This is a genomic window from Treponema sp. (assembly GCF_017430385.1).
In the GTDB taxonomy this organism is placed as follows: Bacteria; Spirochaetota; Spirochaetia; order Treponematales; family Treponemataceae; genus Treponema_D.
Window position 1 is genome coordinate 54,889 of record NZ_JAFRNB010000135.1, and the last position, 17,374, is coordinate 72,262.

The window sequence follows — 17,374 nt, forward strand, 5'->3', positions numbered from 1 at the left end:
ATACCCCTATGCAAGCACCGTGATTGCTGCAACTGAATATGCCCCAAGATTGATTGAAACGGTTTGTTTGTCAATTATTTTTACGGAAAGTGATTTTTCTGTTACAGCATCTCCGTTTTCAAAGCTGTTGATTGTGTCCATTTTTTCGCCAGTGACGACTGTTGCCGTTGCCGATTTGATTGCACCTTCAAGATGAGCAAAACTGATTTCGATTTCTTTTGAGGTTTCTGCGTCAACATTTGCAACTGTAACGAGATATTGCTTTTTGGCTCCAGATTTTGAATCAGCATCCTTTTCTGAGGCCGAAACGCTAAGACCTGGGACAATTACATCTTCTTTTGCACTGACTCCGCGAAGACTTGCGTTGTAGTCAGGAACATCATTTACACCGCAGTAAGAATATGCTGCGCTTGTTCCGAGCAATGTCGCGCCCTGATGACCTTTGTACTGATGAAGGACATGCCATGTCGGTGTGAGGACGATTTTGTCTCCCTGAGTAAGAACCGGTGACTGCAGGACATTGACGGCCTGAGCAAGATTTGCCACGCGCACGCGGTCAGAGTGATTATTGAAGATATTGAGCGTGATTCCGGCCACAAGAGCATCACAAACAGAATTGTCCTGTTCCAAAAATCCGGGATTTGTGCCTTCTTTGGGAGCGAACCAGTTGCCCCATTCATCAACGACCATGGCGACCCGTTTTGCAGGATCATATTTGTCCATGATTTCGCTGTGACGACGGATAAGTTCATCCATTCGGAAAGCATTGCGCATGATGCGGTACCAGCCTTCTTTTGTGAAACCTGTGGCAGACTTCTTTTCTTCCCAGCGATATTCATAAGTGTAATAGTGGAGGGAAAGACCGTCCATGAGCCAATGGGCATTTTCCATGAGAACTTTCGTCCAGTTGTAATCATCGACATTTGCACCGCCCGCAATCTTGAAGATTTTATTTTCGCCGTACTGACGGACAAAAGTTTGATAGCGGCGATATTGGTCTGCATAAAATTCGGGCCTCATGTTTCCGCCGCCGCCCCAGTTTTCGTTTCCGACACCGAAGTAATCCAGTTTCCACGGCTCTTTTCGGCCGTTTGCTTCGCGCAATTTTGACATCGGGCTTTCACCGCTGAAAGTCATGTATTCAATCCATTCATCCATTTCCTGAACTGTTCCGCTTCCGACATTGCCGCAGATGTAAGGCTTGCAGCCGAGTTCGTCGCAGAGGCCGAAAAATTCGTGGGTTCCGAAAGAATTGTCTTCGGTGACTCCGCCCCAGTTTGTGTTTACCATGCGCTTTCGGTTTTCCTTGGGGCCGATTCCGTCTTTCCAGTGATATTCGTCCGCAAAAAGACCGCCCGGCCAGCGGAGGTTCGGAATGTCCAGCTCCTTGAAAGCTTCAACTACAGCCTTGTTGTATCCGTGGATGTTCGGAATGTCAGAATCTTTTCCGACCCAGAATCCGCCGTAAATGCAGCGGCCGAGGTGTTCCGAAAAATGACCGTAAATGTCGCGGCTGATTACAGATTTTTTGTTTTTTGTATCAACAATTATTGATTCTTTCATAATTTTCCTTTTAAAAACTCCGTTTTTTGTCTCTCTAAATCCATAATACAAGTGGTTTGTGGATTTTGCAAGAGAATATATCAAAAAAAGTTGAAAAAAATCAGAAATTCCCGATAGAAAAAGATTGCGAATCAACTTTGCCCGTGCTAGAATTGAGTCATGAAAAACAAGAACGATTTTGCACGCACGCCCCCCATGGGTTGGAACAGTTACGATTATTACAATACCGGCGTGACTGAGGAAGAAATCCGCAAAAACGCGGATTACATGGCGAAAAATTTGAAATCCTATGGTTGGGAATACATTGTCGTTGACATCCAGTGGTCAGACCCGAATGCGCTTGCCATGGTTCCAGAAGTGCAGTATGTGCCTTTCACACATCTTTGTCTGGACGGCTATTCAAGGCAGATTCCAGATTCTGTCCGCTTTCCTTCAAGTTCCGGCGGCAGGGGATTCAAGCCTCTTGCGGATTATGTACACTCGCTCGGACTCAAATTCGGAATTCACATTATGCGTGGAATCCCTCGGTTTTGCGCTCACAACCACACGAAAATCTTGGGAACGAATGTCACCGCAGACAAAATCGCAAATCCGTTCAGCGTGAGCAAATGGAACGGCGATATGTACGGCGTGGATATGACAAAAGAAGGTGCGCAGGAATATTATGACAGCATTTTTGCCCTTTATGCCGAATGGGGCGTTGATTTTGTGAAGGTCGATGACATCTGCAACACGAACATGTATCCGCAAAATCCGTATTCAGCCGAAAAAGAAATCGAGGCGATTGCAAAGGCGATTGAGAGAAGCGGGCGAGACATTGTTTTGAGCCTAAGTCCGGGGCCTGCCGTAATCGAAAAAGCCTGGCACTTACGAAAATTCGCGAATATGTGGCGGATTACCGATGATTTTTGGGATGAGTGGCGGCTTTTAAAGGCGATGTTCGAGCGGTGCGAAATGTGGCAGCGACAGGTGAGCGAAGGGTGCTGGCCTGACTGCGACATGCTTCCTGTTGGTATGCTCGGAAAGGGCTTTGCCTGTGAGCGAAAAACCCGATTCACTGAAGATGAGCAGAAGACGATGATGACGCTCTGGTGCATCTTTAAAAGCCCGCTGATGATTGGCGCGGAACTGACTCTTCTTGATGATTGGACGAAATCTCTTCTTACAAATGAGGAAGTGCTGTCAGTTTTAAAAGGGGGCAGAAAAGCGGAGCAAATCCGCCGTACGGAAAGTGATTGCGTGTGGAAAAGCTCAGGTTCTGATTCTGATTCGGTTTATGTTGCCCTTTTCAATTTTCGTGACGAGGAAGGGAAGGTGAGCGTAAGCGGCATGGAGCTGGGGCTTTGCGAAAAAGTGCACGCTGTCAGGGATTTGTGGAAAAATTGTGACCAAAAAGAAAAAATGAGCGGAAATGGCACGATTTGTTGTGTCATTCCTGCTCATGGAACGGTTTTGCTTTGTTTGAAGTGCCAGGCTATGTAGCCGTGGCGAAGCCAGTGACCGCAACGAAGTGAGGACACCGAGCGTGAGCGAGCGGCGGAACAGCCGACCCGCAGGGTGGCACCCTAAAAATTAATAATATGCCCTGAGAATGATTCCCTGATCGTAGTTGCCGAAGCCTTTGCCGAAGATGTTCATTCCGCCCAAGTGTTCCGCCGTTTCTTTTACGCCGAGCCGCACGCGGATTGAATGATGCTCCTGAAGTTTTAAATCGGCAAGCGTTACATTGGAAAGTTTTTCGCCGTCAACGAAACTGCCTTCGTTTGTGACCGAAAAATGCTTTAAAAGACCGTACTGGCTTCCTTCGAGCTTCCACCAGGCTGGAGTGTATTTGCCGCGCTTGTCACCGTAGTCGCCGGGGCAAGTCCATGTGCCGATTTCGATGCGGTTAATCCAGATTGTGATGTCGCTTGGCCAGTCAGGATTTGTACCCGGTGTTTCAGAAGAAAGTTCCGCGCTGACTTCAAGTTTTGTGAGGTTCCGCTTGTCGTACATCGTGTTGTTCGGGAATTTGTATTCGACGGAGCCTGAATTGCACCAGATTAAGCCTGCCTTCATGCGGTCAGGATTGAGGAATGCGTTAGGCATGTCGAGCTGCCCGATGATTTTTTCGGTTGAGCAGAGTCCGCATGGTGCCGTGACCTGACAATCCGTGAAAATTCCGAGAGGCATTTCGATTTCCATGCAGCTGTCTTCCTGTGCCTTTGAGTCATCGAACTGAATGAGGATTTCGTGAAAAGCCGGCTGACAGAGTTTTTGCGTGCCTTTTCGCGCCTTAATGCTTTGGGTTTCGATAAGTCCTGCTTCTTCAAGAATGGAAATATGAGTTGCGACAGTTGACTGAGGAAAATTAAGCAGCTCCGCGATTTCGTTGATGTTCAGAGGTTTTTCTTTAATCAGAGAAAGAATCTGAATGCGAGGTTCTGATGCAAGAGCCTTTAATTTTGCAATATCTTCCAGTGGTTTAATGATAAGTACAGATTTTTCACTTTCCATAAGTTGCCTTTTTTTAATGTAAAATAAAGTTTACTTAATTATATCAACTTTTCTTGATATAGTACAGAAAAAAAAATAAAAAATTTATTGAAAAAAAATTAAAAGAATGTCCAAATCTTAAAATAATCTTTTAATAAGACCTGAACATTCTTTTCAGGAGTTATTTTGCATCAATTTCAAGGATAGAAAGTGAGTACGGTTTAGCAGGATATGTGAAATCTGAGCTTACGCCGCTGAAAGTTTCTTCTTTTGGAGCAACCTGTTTTGGAACGCGGAAGCTGTTTTCGTCGTCCGCACCGCCTGTAATCACTGTGACTTTTGCAGTCTGTGAGAGGGCAGGGGCATTTTTGAGCGAGACTTTGACATTCTGTGCTTCGCCTGAGACATTTACAATCTTCACGATGACTTTTCCGTTTTCCGTTCTGCCGACATGTGCGTAGAGCGGATCGAAATTCTGGACATCAGTGAATTCGTGCATGAGTTTTCCGTCGAGGTAGCATTTGTAAGTTTCGCCAGTGACTTCAATCTTGATTTTGTACCATTTTCCGTTTGAAAGATTCATTGGCTTTGAGTCTCCGATGATGCTTCGTCCGCCGAGAGAGCCTTTTTCTACGCAGCTCTGAGTGTTTCCCCAGCCGCCCATGTTCCACCAGTAAAGATTCTCGCCTTTTACGCCAAAACTGATGAGGAATCCTTCTGCACCGCCGGTTTTCTGTGCCTGAAGCTCAAGGGTGTAATTCTGCATTCCCTCGATGTCGCTTTCGTTGTCGAGAGCCATGAAAGCCGGAGTCGCCATTGATTTCTGTGTGAAAACGCCTTTTGCTGCTTCCCATTCACCGCGCTGAGTCGCCACGCTGAACGCGCCAGTATCTTTTGCATCTTTTGAAGTGTAAACGACTTTGCCTGTGTCTTTGTCGGTCACTTTGATGTCCTTGAAATTTGCGGATGTTGCCCATGAGCCGATTCCGATTGTGCCTTCAATTCCCTTTTTCTTCGCATTTTCCTGCACAGGCTGAGTGAGGCTTGTCTTTACGGTGTAATCGCTCTTGTGATTCATGAACATCTGCTGGACATAGTAGTTTGGAGTTCCGTAAACCTGGCTGTTGTCGAACCAGATTGCATCAGGCTGCCACTGAACGAATCCGTCGCGTGCAAAAAGAGGTGCATAACTTGCAATTTCAATCACATCTCCGTTGCGTTCGATGCTTGTCATGTAAGCAGCTTCGGTGAGTGCCGCGAAAAGTGAATTTCTTCGTCCGTCAACCCATGAGGCATATTCTCCGATGAAGACTTTTGGCTCATTTTCGCCACGAGGATAGAATTTTTCGTCATCGTAGCGGCCGCCGTTTGTCAGGAACCATGTGTACGGATTGTAATAATGCTCATCGACCAAATCCGTGAGAATCGCAGTTTTTTTGTTCTTTTCCCAAGATTTTACCTGATTCCATGCGTTGTGGAAGTTTACGTCATTGTAAGTGAAGCCTGATGAAATGATTGTCTTGATGTTCGGGTACTTCTTTTTGATTGCAGAAGAAATGAATTTGAATCGGTCGAGATAGTCACCGCCGCAATCCTCGTTTCCGATTCCGATGTAGTTGAGCTTGAATGGCTCCGGGTGCCCGGCTTCTGCTCGGATTTTTCCCCATTTGCTTGTTGCAGGTCCTGTTGCCCATTCAATCAGGTCAAGGGCATCCTGAGCGTACCATTTGTATTCGCCTGTTGAAGATTTTTCTCCGTCATGGCTCATTCCGACGCTCAGGACAGGGATTGGTTCTGCTCCCAAATCTTCGCAAAGCCTGAAATATTCGTAGAATCCGATTCCATAAGACTGCTGATAAGGAATGTTTCCGCCCCAGAAGTTTGGAGTCTCTTTTCGTTCCTCGACAGGCCCGATTGTGTTTTTCCACTGATAGCGGTCAGCAAGGAAATGTCCGTGAACGATACAGCCGCCCGGAAAGCGGATGAAGGCCGGGTGCATTTTTTCGAGCATTTCAGCAAGGTCCTTTCTCAGGCCGTTCGGCTCGTTTTTGTAGATGTCGGCCATAAAAAGCGAGGCGAAATCAACATCAACTTTTCCTGCCTGGTCAGCGTAGAAAGCGATTTTTCCGTTGAAAGTGTTTGCCGCCGCTGTCAGAGAGAATTCATATTTTTTCCACTGATTTGTGATTCCTGTGATTTTTGTTGAGGCGGTTTTTGCCCCGGTGTCGTCCGCGCCGATTGTGACTGTGAGGCTCTGGACGGTTCCATCGGTTGAGCGGAGATAAACTGAGCCGGGATAGGTTTTTCCTGCCTCAAAATACATTCCCTTGTATCCTTTGTTTGAGAATCCGTCACCTGCCGCCTTTGCAGTGAATGTCGCGAAAGTCGGGTTGTTTGCGTTCAGGCCGTCTTTTTTGTTTGCCTTGAGCCGGCTTGTGGATTTTTCGCCAGAGATATTGATTTTGTCTTTCCAGCCTGTGGTTGAGCTTTGATTGCTTGCTCCGAATTCAAATGAGCGGTTTTGGATCATCTCGCCATATAAGCCGCCGTCAGCCGCATAATTGATGTCCTCGTAAAAAATACCGAAAAGATTTTTGCTGACAGGTGTTTGTTTCGCGCTGAAATCAGCGGTTATGCTGGCTTCTCCTGCAATACACGGCAAAGAAAGCCCTGCTGCTAAGAGCGAAGCCAGAAGCCGTTTGTTTTTTTTCATGATAGACTCCTTGATTTTCAATTATGAATTCATAATGTGGGATAAAATTTGAGTTGTCAAGAAAAATATCATGAAAAATTGATATATATCAAAAATATTAGAGCGGTTTTCCGAATTTTTTGATTTGGAAGCCGCCCTTATCTTTATTTTTGGCTTACTTCTTCTTTGAGGGCGAGCACTTGTGAGAGCGGAAGAGATGTCCATTTTGCAATTTGCTCTGTAGCGACAGAATCTGCCAACATCATTTTCGCTGTTGATATGGCATTTTGTTGAATTCCATCGTTGAAACCGTCGTTGAAGCCTTCTTCGCGAGCGATTTCTTTTTCTTCATCGATTGTCTGCTGCCATGTCATATATTGTCTCCTCAGCTCTGCATTTTGCTTAGCCCGTGTGACTTTTTCCTCAATGTTTCGTGTGAAGTCCGAATTTGCTTCTCCGCCTCTGAGAAACTTGAAGAAAGCCTTTTCCTCATCAGTTGTCATTTTATCATACATGCTGGCGTTAAAAAAGACCTTGAAAGCCCTGTCATCAAGCTTGAGATTTTTGTCTTGGCGGCAGAAATTCTCAAAAAAGTAAACGGGGAGTCCTTTTTCAAAAATATCATTAAGGCATAGGAAGATAATATAAGTGTCTTTTAGTTTGGTATAATTCTCGCCCTTACTCAGATTTCCGACATCAATTATACTTTGATAATACCTTGCCCGCTTCGGAAGATTTTTTTTCTTGGTGGTCTGTATTTCAATGTCGAATATTTGTTCACCATCTTCCGCGTAGACATCGAACCGCACGCTTTTTGCTCCGATTAGTTCTTGCATAGTCTTTTCTGATTGAGGAGTTTCCAGTCTGTCAATTTTGATATGAAGAAGTATTTCGAGCAGCTGCCTGCAAAGTTCTGGCTCGCTTTCCAAAATCTTGCAGAAAAGGAAATTGTCTGCGAAGGTTAGATTTTCCCAGTTTTTTGTCTTTGTCATTACTTTCATTTTTTCGTTCATTATTTTCACCTTTTCTCAAATAAAATTTTAGGCTCACAGGGGCAAATCAGCACTTTTACCCATGTTTTTTTCTGCATATTAATAGCGAAAAAAATTTCATTTTTGGCAGCTGAAATCAAAAAAAATTGAAAATTTTTTAAAAATTTTTAGTAATAAACTTAATGTTTGCTTAAATATTGAGAATATATGATATATATCAGAAAAAGTTGAAAAATTTTGTTGACAAATGAAAAATTCGGACTTAGTATTTTTATCAATAACGGAAAAAATCGTTATATATCAAAAATATTGGATATACGAAAAGCCGTTCTATGTTAAAAATGGAGGAATCAAATGAAAATCGTGAAGTTGTTACGAATGGGAGCATTGCTTGCTGCGGCTATTGCTTTCGTTGGATGTGAAATGACTCTGAATGATGAGGACAGCCGAAAAGAGGTTGTCGAAGCAAAAGCAAAGGCAAATGCCGATAAAGGTTCGGGAAATGGCAATGGTGGAGGAAGTGGAGAGTCTCAGATAGAGAAAACTCAGACAGGCATAAATGGAACATATACTGCTGTAGCCAAAAAAGATTGGTCAGCTGGTGCTGCAGGAACGATGGACTTGACTTCATTTGATACATCAAAAGGTGTCGCATTAAGTTTTAAAATTGAAAATACGACAACAGACCAGACATGTGTTTTTCAAGCGGATGGAAACATTCAGATTTGTGCAGGTTATGTATGGCTTTCTGATGAACTTGGTGGAGCCTTCTACGAAGGGGATAATACAATTACTGGTAACACTTGGGAAAAAGCAATAGGTTCTCATTATGAAACACTCTGCTTCAATACGGATGGAAGTGTTGACTGGTATCTTGATGGAGTTCTCACATTTAATTGGACTGGAAAAACTAAACAAGTTGAGAATTTATTCAAAGCTTTGAAAGCTGGGGTTGTGAATATTCTTCCTCAGACAAATTCAACAACAGATGTTACTGTAAGCAAGATTTCTTATAGTTCTGCACTTACTGCTGCTGAGGCCAAGAGTTTGTATGATAAATCTACGGGTACTTCTTCCGCAACTCCAGGCACAGACAATTCTTCACAGGCTGAAAATTCTGGAAATAACAACAATTCTGGCAACAATGGAAACAATGATTCTGGTAATAACGGAAACAATGATTCTGGTAATACAGAGAATGGTCAGAATGGGGGAACTGAAAAGACTGTTGCAAGTATTGCGATTACAAATGCTTCTTTAAAATATGATTTTTATAATCCTGCGGCATATACAGAAATCATTAATTCAACTTCTTTGACGAAGGCTATTGATTTCACTGTAACAGCAACATATAGCGATAATACTACAGGTTCTTTGGCAGCTTCAGGTTGTACTTTTGCAGTAACTGGTACAAATGTTACGGCAACATACAATTCACTCACAAGCCCGGCGTATGCTTTGCCTGCACCTACATATATAATTTCAGAAGCAACAACTGTAACTGATAGTAATGCAATGAAATCTAGTTCAGATGCAGTATTGGCAAAAGGAAAAACTTCGGCGGCCTTGTTTACTGCAAAAAATGCAGATGATAATACATATAATGTTTGGGTTGAAATTTGGGGCAATAGTGGCGTAACAATGCGAATGGATAACTGGGCCTGGAACTATGGATGGGATGGTGCTGTAGCTGGCAGTGGTCTTACAATTGGGGCAACAGAGGGCGGTGATGCTGATAAAAAATCAATAGTAGCGTCAGAATCTGATTGGGTTACGGCTTTAAAAACAAAATTGACAAGTGGATATAAAGTTCTTGCGGTAATTGAAAATGGAAATTCAGATGTCAATGTAACTCTCACATCTCCAGAATGGGCAGGTTGGAAACAGACATATAAACTTTCAAAGGCTTCCGATACCGCAAATGGCGAAGTAAGATTTCACTTCAATACAGGTGCGGCAAACTCTTCAATTGCGTTTCAGTAAATAAAAAAAATCTAAAGGAGAAAAAAACACTATGAAACTGAATAAGTTTATTTTTGGTGCAGCAGCCCTTGCTTTGTGTTCCGGAGCTTTTGCACAGACTGTAACTTTCCACTCTGGAATAGATTACACAATCTGGGGCTTGTCGCAGGCTCGATATGACAACGACGGCACTACGGAGAAGACTGATGCTTCTGCAGGCTATGACCCGGACGGAAAAATGACTGTTGATGTCGGGGTTCGTGCGGCAAGTTTTGAATTCAATCTTGGACTTTATTTTAACGCAGACGGCGGCGATGAGGAATTCTTCGATTATTCTGACGGCGGAAAAGGCACTCCTTTCTACAAGGGAAACATGAAAGTCGGCTTCTTGAATGATCAGATTCAGCTTTATACCGGAAAATTCCATGATTTCAATGCCGGATATATCGCAAACGGTGCGGTTCTTGGAACTCAGTATATTACGAATCTTGCTGACAAGAATTACGGCCCTTACCTTACGGCACTTGAGATTGCACCTCAGAAAGTCAGCGGACTCAAATTGTTTGCTGGATTGCCGATTCTTCCAATCCGCGGAAACGGAATCCAGACAGACTGGGAAGGAAATCAGTGGAAATATTTGGGCAAGAAAATTAAGCTCGCCGCAACTTATCAGCTCCCTACAGGCATGTCAATCAATGCGGGCTTCCGACCGGGCACATATTACGATGGTGTTGACCGCGGAACTATGGCAATTGCTACTGATGACAGCGGTTCTACTACTTTCAATGAAAAAACAGCGTTCACAAAGAGCATGTTCGGCGAAGGCTTCGTTCAGTTCGTTGCTCCTGGAATTGCGGACAAAATCAATCTTGTTGCAAGTTATGATGTCCGATGGCGAAAGGCTGAGTATCAGACTGTAAACAACACGACAAAAGAACATCGTCCTCTCGCACACATGGTCGGTCTTTCTGGTGAAGTTGCTCTCACTGACGAAATCACTTTGGCTGCCGAGGATCGCCTTTTCTACGCCGGGGATGATTATATCGTAGCAAATGAAAAGCTTATGTATGACATTCTTGCCCTCAACGGAGAATATGCCCTTCCTGGAACACAGTGCAGATTCGGTCTCGGACTTGCAGGAATCTTCGCTTCTGATGCAATGGGAAAAGGATTCGCACTCAATTCAAAAGGAAATGCTCGTGTTAACAATGGAGCTTATGCGACACACGGCGACATCACTCTTGCTTTGAATGACATGGCGACCGCAAAGGCAAATGGCGGTGAAGCGACAAAATACATGGGAAGCTACGCCAAGCCTTACTTCAAGTACAATTTTTCTAATGGTGACTTGATTATTGCCTGTGAGCTTGCTTTCACAAAGGCTTATACAAGCAATTACACGAACACATGCTTTGCATACCGGGTTCCAATCGGCGTGAAATTCAATTTCTAAGTTTACAGGAGGCATGAGTAATGAAAAAGTTAAAAACAATTTGCTCTGCCATCGCTGCATTGACTATGCTTGCTTTGGCAGGCTGTGACTTAGAGATGTCGGATTCGGAGAAAGTCAGTTTTTTCCAGTCAAAGTTCGATACATCGATTCAGTTACCGCAGACACTCAAAAAGGCTGGCATTGATATGTCGATTCCTGCCATGACTGAGTTCAGGAAAAATGACGGAACTGCGTGGACTAAGGAAGCAGGCGTTAGCTTCAGTTTCTATCTCAGCGGCTACACCGATGACTGGTCTATGATTTTCCAGGTTCCAAGCGGAAATTTCGGAACTACGACCGCACATCAGTGTGAGGATAAAATATGGAAGAAAAATTCATTCGGTTGTGCGGCAGGGAACGGTGCCTGGGATGAATTCCTGAAAGACTGCTATGTCACGATAAGCATTTCTTCTGACGGTTATATGAAATTTTATAAAGATGGCGCATTGGTCACAACTTATGGTGGCACAACGGCTCCTTATGGATTTAACACATGCGAGTTCACAATCAGTGGCGGTGAATGGGTTAAGAACATACTGAATGACATTGCCGCAAGCGGTATTTACTGTGTTCATCCTTCGGACTCTTGGGCTGCGGGTAAAGACGGTGAGTATACTATGGCAAAGTTCAGTTTGGATGTAGCGGTTGATGATGCCGGTGCATTGGCAAAATACAATGCATACAAGGCTGGAAACTAAGGAGGCAGACAGATGAAATTTCAGAAATTGATTATTGGTGCTGCTATCCTCGGAGCAGGTTCTGCACTTTTTGCGCAGCAGGTTCATATCGGCGGATATGTCGATTATACGAGCACTGCGGCGGCTCAGGTTTTCAGCAAGAATCCTGGGGCTGACAAATGGGAGCACAGCGAAATTGCTTCGGAATTCGGTCCTAACCAGAACGGTATTCACTTTTTGAACCTTGATGCGACGGCTCCGAATGTTGATTTCCATTCAAGCGTGTGGATTGGTTCAGGCTTGGGCCCGTGGTATGCTGATCTTCCTGAATATGTTGACCGCACGAAATTCAACAGCACAGACAAAACAAATTACTTCAAAAAAACTACAAGTTCCGGCGACCAGACAAATACTGATGATACTTCTACGCCAATCGGCCAGATGTGGGTATGCACTCACTTTGTCGATGACCAGTTCCGTTTCTACACAGGCAATTTTGCCTCAAACGGCTGGAACGCAGGATATATTTTCCCGGGCTATGTGATGGGCGGACAGAAAATCGAAGGTCTTGCATGCCGTGCCGCTGGAAGTGATTCCGCATTCAGTGGCGTTGAGATTCTTCCAAGAAGCATCAAGGGATTTAAGGCAATCGTCGGTCTCCCGGTTGCTCCGTTTACAAAAAGCTACGAAAAGTTTGATGACTGGACGCATCTTGCTAAGGCTTACAAACTTATGGCTCAGTACAAATGGCTTTTGTACAATGTGACTTTCAATGCCGGAGTTCGTCCGAACACATACCGAACGAATGGTGACGGTTTTGAGGATAATTTCACAAAGAGCCAGTACGGTGAGGCTTTCCTTCAGGTGGATATGCCGAGCTTGTTCTACGGATTCTTGATGAACATGAGCTATGATTTCCGCTGGCGAAAGGCTGAGGTTTCCGGCGACCTTACTCTTGATGAGAAGGACTGGTCAAAGAATGTCTTCGGTCACATCGCGCAGGTTTCTGCAAAATTCACGCAGCTTGTTCCTGGCTGGGAATTTGCAGTTGAGGACAGATTCGCATACTATGGCCCGCATTATGCTGCCATTAACGAAAAGGCTGTCTTCAATGCAATCGGAATCAGCGGAACTCACCCGATTGCCGGAACATCTTATGTGCTCGGATTCGTGACACAGTTCATGTACGGTCAGGATGCAAACGGTTCTATCAACGGAATGAACAAGCCGGATGGTTTCGACGGTTATTGCTCGGATTTGCTCAGCTACGATGCGAACTTCATGGGACTTGATGGTCAGGACAGCGCGGCCCCTTCAACTGGACACGCAGGCCGCTACTACTCAGTCTACGGCTACCCATACATCCAGAAAAACTTCGCCAACGGTAACGCGAAACTAGGCCTGGAGCTTCAGTACAAGCACCTGGAGACAAGCAATGTCCTTCAAGCCTTCGCCTGGCGAGTTCCAATTGGACTTGTGTTCTGGTGGTAATTTTATGCCGCCCATAAAGGGCGGTAATCAACTTTCTTCTATTATATAAGGAGTTTTTTATGAAAAAAATTATATCTGGCGCGGTCTGCGCATTTGCTCTTATGGCCTTGATTGGCTGCGGTTCAACTTCGGGCGCGGTTGGAGCCGGCGGAAAATACACAATCACAGAAGGTGATGGTGTTGTCGGCTATTACACATTTGAGGAAGAAATCAACGAGAGTCAGGAAGTCATCGATCATTCTGGCAACGGAATTTCGGTTTACACTGCAGCCCTTGACGGCTCGGAACTTGATGAAGGCCACAACGGACAGGGCTTGTTCTTCAACGGAAGCGACGAATACATCACGCTTGATCCGTCAGTCCTCGACGGAGAAGGCTTCACTTTCGCGGCATGGCTTAATCCTGAATCATGGCGTGTCTGGGCGCGAGTCCTCGACATCGGAAATCAGAAAGAAGACTTGTGGATTGGCATGGACTGGGAAACAAAACTTCTGCGAATGGATGTAATCGGTGCAAAAGGTTCTGTTTCTGTTCTTTCGGCTCTTCCAAAAGTAGGTGAATGGACTCATCTTGTTGCGACAATTGACGGAAGTGTTGCCAAACTTTACATCAACGGAAAACTTGAGCAGAGAATTCCTTGCCGAATCAAACCGGCTGACATCGCCGCAAATGTTCAGGGAATCTATGTCGGTGCCTCAAACTGGTCTGACCCTCTCTTCCACGGCGTAATGGATGACATCCTCGTCCTGAACCGTGCCGTTTCAGCAGGTGAAGTCGCCGCTATCTACAACGGCATTGTGGCTCCTGATGGGGAATAATCAGCATGAACATTACGGACATCGTTGAAAAAGATGAGGCTGAGCCTCTGATTAAGCAAAGGGCAGACCCCTATGTTTATTTCCACACGGACGGCTACTACTATTTTACGGCCAGCGTTCCTGAATATGACAGAATCGAGCTGCGCCGTGCCTGGAGCGTAAAAGGTCTTGCAGATGCCGAGCCTCTTGTAATCTGGCGGAAACATTCTTCCGGTCCGATGAGCTGGCATATCTGGGCACCTGAGCTGCACTTCATCAACGGAAAATGGTACATCTACTTTGCGGCTGGAAGGGCAGAAGATCCGTGGTGGATTCGTACATGGGTTCTTGAAAATTCCAGCCCGGATCCTTTCTGCGGAACTTGGGAAGAGAAGGGCATGTTGGAGTCGGAATGGGACAGCTTTATGCTTGACTGCACTGTGTTCGAGAACCGCGGAACTTGGTATGCGGTCTGGGCACAGAAGAGACAGGAGCGTAAGGAAAATTCCGCACTCTTCATTGCCAGAATGGAAAGCCCGACAAAACTTTCGCTCCCGCAGACCTTGCTTTCAGTTCCCGAATTTGACTGGGAATGCAAGGGGTTCAGGGTGAACGAAGGTGCGGCGGTGCTGCAACGGAATGGAAAAATCTTTTTGACCTACAGCGCAAGTGCCACAGATGCGACATATTGCATGGGACTTCTTACGGCGGATGACGAAGCTGACTTGCTCGACCCGAAAAGCTGGAAAAAGAGCGAAAAACCTGTTCTTGTCACGGATGAGAAAAAAGGAATTTTCGGCCCCGGTCACAACAGCTTTACCACAAGCCGGGACGGAAAGAGCGATTACCTGATTTACCATGCGCGCCCTTATGCGGAGGTGGATTTGGATTTTGCACTTTATGACCCGAACCGCCACACATGGGTAAAAAGAATTAATTATTCTGCGGACGGAACGCCTCTGTTCATGTAGAAGGATTTCATGCCGTGTCTTTGTTGAGAAAAAATCGAGACAAGGCACGGCATTTTTTAAAGGAGGAATCGGATGAAAAAAATCTCCAGAATTATATGCGGATTGATGGCAGCCTCAATTTTCGCTTCGGGATTGTCTTCCTGTAGCGATGAAGTGACTGAAAGTGCTCCTGCGGTGACGACAACACCAAAGACAAAGACAGAAACCGAAAATAATTCAAATTCTGATTTTGCGAATTATGTGAAGACAAAATATGCAAAAGCAAATGATGAGGCTCGAAAATCTCAGGGCGCATGGAATATGGCGAATTGTCATGACCCTAAGCTCTTTCAAGATGATGACGGAACCTTCTATATATATGCGACGGATGCCAGCTGTGGAAATGTCGAGAACACCGGCATAAATATCCGTTATTCTACTGATTTGGTGAATTGGACGACACTTTCTAAGTCTGCGATTCAAGGTCATTGGGATGAGGATTTTTTGGCATGGGAAGGATTCAAGGCATCTTCTTCGGAAGTTAAGCACAGCAATTCCAGCTACACGGCCGTCACTTGGGCACCGACTGTCATCAAACAGAATGGCTTGTATTATATGTACCACGGTGTAAATGCGGATGTCTTAATGTCGGACAATAGCAAAAAATATGCCTGTTCTTCAATCGTGCTTGCGATTGCTTCTAGCGCGAAAGGCCCTTTTTATCCGGCAAGCTACATCTCAAAATACACAGGAAATGATGCTGACATAGCCGGCATAAAATCAAAACTTTCTGCACTTGGAGTCAGTTACAGCCAGAACTTTTTGGTTCGGTATTGTCCTTATGTAATTGGTTCGAAAGGTGACATTGATGGCAGCACTTTAACTTCAAATGGGGCTTCTTTGGATGGAAAAGCAATTTCTTTGCCAAACTACAAAGAGTGTAACAACAATAGATATGGTTGTATTGACCCTGAATTCGTCTATGATGTTGCGAATGGTGAAATCAAAAAATATACTATCGGAAACAATGAATGTTATGCAATCACTTATGGCTCTTGGCTGAACGGAATTGTTCTTGCTTATGTTGATTCTGTTAGCTTGAAACCTGTAGCTCTCAGTGAGTTTACTCTTGATGGAAAAACGTATAGTGAGGGTGATGAACTTGACATGTCATTAGATAAGGCCGCGACAACAACAAGTTCAATTTCTGACAGGTTCGCGCTTTTGGGCAAGCCACTTATCGGTGGGGCTGCAAGTGCTAGCACTCCAAGCAATGGAGCTTCCACAGCTTATGAGGGTGCTCAACTTTTCTACAATGGTAACTCTGATTATTACTACATGATTTCTTCTTGTGGCGGACTTATGTGGGAATACCGTTGCGCGTTGGGCAGAAGCAGAGACATAAACGGGCCATATCTTGATGCTGGTGGAAAGGATATGTGGCTTGGAACGACCAATTATTCTAAATATCATGCAATCGGCTCAAAAATCATCGGAAGTCATGCCTTAAGCGATGAATACAGTTTCCGAAGTCAGGGCGGACTTTCAGTTTTGCGAGCGAAAGATGGTAAGATTATGTTTGCCTGCCATACGCGCACAAATTATGCTCCAGAATATATTTTCTTGCTGCAACTTCATCAGATGTTCTTCAATTCTGACGGCTGGCCGGTTCTAAATCAGAATGATTATTATGACAATTATGCAAATTATACCAGCGATGGAAAAGAAAGTCTTTCGGCATTGAATATGACGGATATTGCAGGAACTTATGACACGATTCTTACTGTTCGTGATATAGCCAAGGCACAAGTTTCTACGCTTGGTATTTATGGTGCTGATTCTGTCACAGACAATGTAAATTCCGCTGATGCAGTTCCAACAAAAAGCAAAGAGATTACGCTTGATTCAAATGGAAATATCACTGGAAATTATTCTGGTTCATGGACACTGGCTTCGGACGGTTACTCAGTTACAATTAATTTGAAAGATGCGGCCGGAAATGCTTTGGGTACATTCAAAGGCTATGTTCTTCATGCGGTGGATTGGGCGCGTTCAAGCGATTATCGCACGATAACTTTCTCGACGATTTGTTCAGACACTTCTGCAGCAAAGAAAGGTGAATATTTCTGGGGAAATAAAAAGAATGGAAGATTGTAAAATGAACTTGAAATAGTAAAAATAAAAACACCCATACAAATGGAAATTTGTTAATATGTTTTTCACCACAAAAACCAAAATTAACAAAGGAGAACCATAAGTATGGGCTTAAATCATGTTACTTTA

The 17,374-nt window shown here is 44.5% G+C and carries 12 protein-coding genes; 8 read left to right on the forward strand and 4 right to left on the reverse strand.

What is annotated here, in order from left to right:
- Window positions 1-6 precede the first annotated feature (6 nt).
- Window positions 7-1,563 carry an alpha-N-arabinofuranosidase gene (locus IJJ71_RS10435; RefSeq protein WP_296846855.1) on the reverse strand — a complete coding sequence of 519 codons (1,557 nt, stop codon included), beginning with the start codon at window positions 1,561-1,563 and terminating at the stop codon, window positions 7-9.
- A 159-nt stretch (window positions 1,564-1,722) separates the two neighbouring features.
- On the opposite strand from IJJ71_RS10435, the gene IJJ71_RS10440 reads away from it, so the two are divergent.
- Window positions 1,723-3,045 (forward strand): glycoside hydrolase family 27 protein, encoded by a 1,323-nt coding sequence (locus IJJ71_RS10440; protein ID WP_296846857.1) that lies wholly within the window; start codon window positions 1,723-1,725, stop codon window positions 3,043-3,045.
- 90 nt (window positions 3,046-3,135) lie between these two features.
- On the opposite strand, the gene IJJ71_RS10445 is transcribed toward IJJ71_RS10440, so the two are convergent.
- The 3 genes from IJJ71_RS10445 to IJJ71_RS10455 form a co-directional block, all read right to left on the reverse strand.
- On the reverse strand, window positions 3,136-4,059 hold the full coding sequence (locus IJJ71_RS10445; protein WP_296846858.1) for an ArsR/SmtB family transcription factor: 924 nt from the start codon (window positions 4,057-4,059) through the stop codon (window positions 3,136-3,138).
- A 160-nt stretch (window positions 4,060-4,219) separates the two neighbouring features.
- Window positions 4,220-6,751 carry an alpha-L-arabinofuranosidase C-terminal domain-containing protein gene (locus IJJ71_RS10450; protein ID WP_296846860.1) on the reverse strand — a complete coding sequence of 844 codons (2,532 nt, stop codon included), beginning with the start codon at window positions 6,749-6,751 and terminating at the stop codon, window positions 4,220-4,222.
- A gap of 143 nt (window positions 6,752-6,894) precedes the next feature.
- Window positions 6,895-7,743 carry an Rpn family recombination-promoting nuclease/putative transposase gene (locus tag IJJ71_RS10455; protein WP_296846862.1) on the reverse strand — a complete coding sequence of 283 codons (849 nt, stop codon included), beginning with the start codon at window positions 7,741-7,743 and terminating at the stop codon, window positions 6,895-6,897.
- A gap of 333 nt (window positions 7,744-8,076) precedes the next feature.
- Here IJJ71_RS10455 and IJJ71_RS10460 point away from each other — a divergent pair, with 333 nt between their 5' ends.
- The 7 genes from IJJ71_RS10460 (at window position 8,077) to IJJ71_RS10490 (ending at window position 17,248) form a co-directional block, all read left to right on the forward strand.
- Window positions 8,077-9,705 carry a lipocalin/fatty acid-binding family protein gene (locus IJJ71_RS10460; protein ID WP_296846864.1) on the forward strand — a complete coding sequence of 543 codons (1,629 nt, stop codon included), beginning with the start codon at window positions 8,077-8,079 and terminating at the stop codon, window positions 9,703-9,705.
- A 31-nt stretch (window positions 9,706-9,736) separates the two neighbouring features.
- A complete protein-coding gene (locus IJJ71_RS10465) occupies window positions 9,737-11,137 on the forward strand; it encodes a hypothetical protein (protein ID WP_296846865.1) in 1,401 nt (466 codons plus the stop codon).
- A gap of 20 nt (window positions 11,138-11,157) precedes the next feature.
- A complete protein-coding gene (locus IJJ71_RS10470; protein ID WP_296846867.1) occupies window positions 11,158-11,874 on the forward strand; it encodes a hypothetical protein in 717 nt (238 codons plus the stop codon).
- A 12-nt stretch (window positions 11,875-11,886) separates the two neighbouring features.
- A complete protein-coding gene (locus IJJ71_RS10475; RefSeq protein WP_296846869.1) occupies window positions 11,887-13,344 on the forward strand; it encodes a hypothetical protein in 1,458 nt (485 codons plus the stop codon).
- Window positions 13,345-13,403: 59 nt separating this feature from the next.
- Window positions 13,404-14,162 (forward strand): LamG domain-containing protein, encoded by a 759-nt coding sequence (locus tag IJJ71_RS10480; RefSeq protein WP_296846871.1) that lies wholly within the window; start codon window positions 13,404-13,406, stop codon window positions 14,160-14,162.
- A gap of 5 nt (window positions 14,163-14,167) precedes the next feature.
- The gene (locus IJJ71_RS10485; protein ID WP_296846873.1) at window positions 14,168-15,112 is read left to right on the forward strand and encodes a glycoside hydrolase family 43 protein; all 945 of its coding nucleotides are present in this window, start codon (window positions 14,168-14,170) and stop codon (window positions 15,110-15,112) included.
- Between the two features lie 72 nt (window positions 15,113-15,184).
- The gene (locus IJJ71_RS10490; protein ID WP_296846875.1) at window positions 15,185-17,248 is read left to right on the forward strand and encodes a glycoside hydrolase family 43 protein; all 2,064 of its coding nucleotides are present in this window, start codon (window positions 15,185-15,187) and stop codon (window positions 17,246-17,248) included.
- Window positions 17,249-17,374 lie beyond the last annotated feature (126 nt).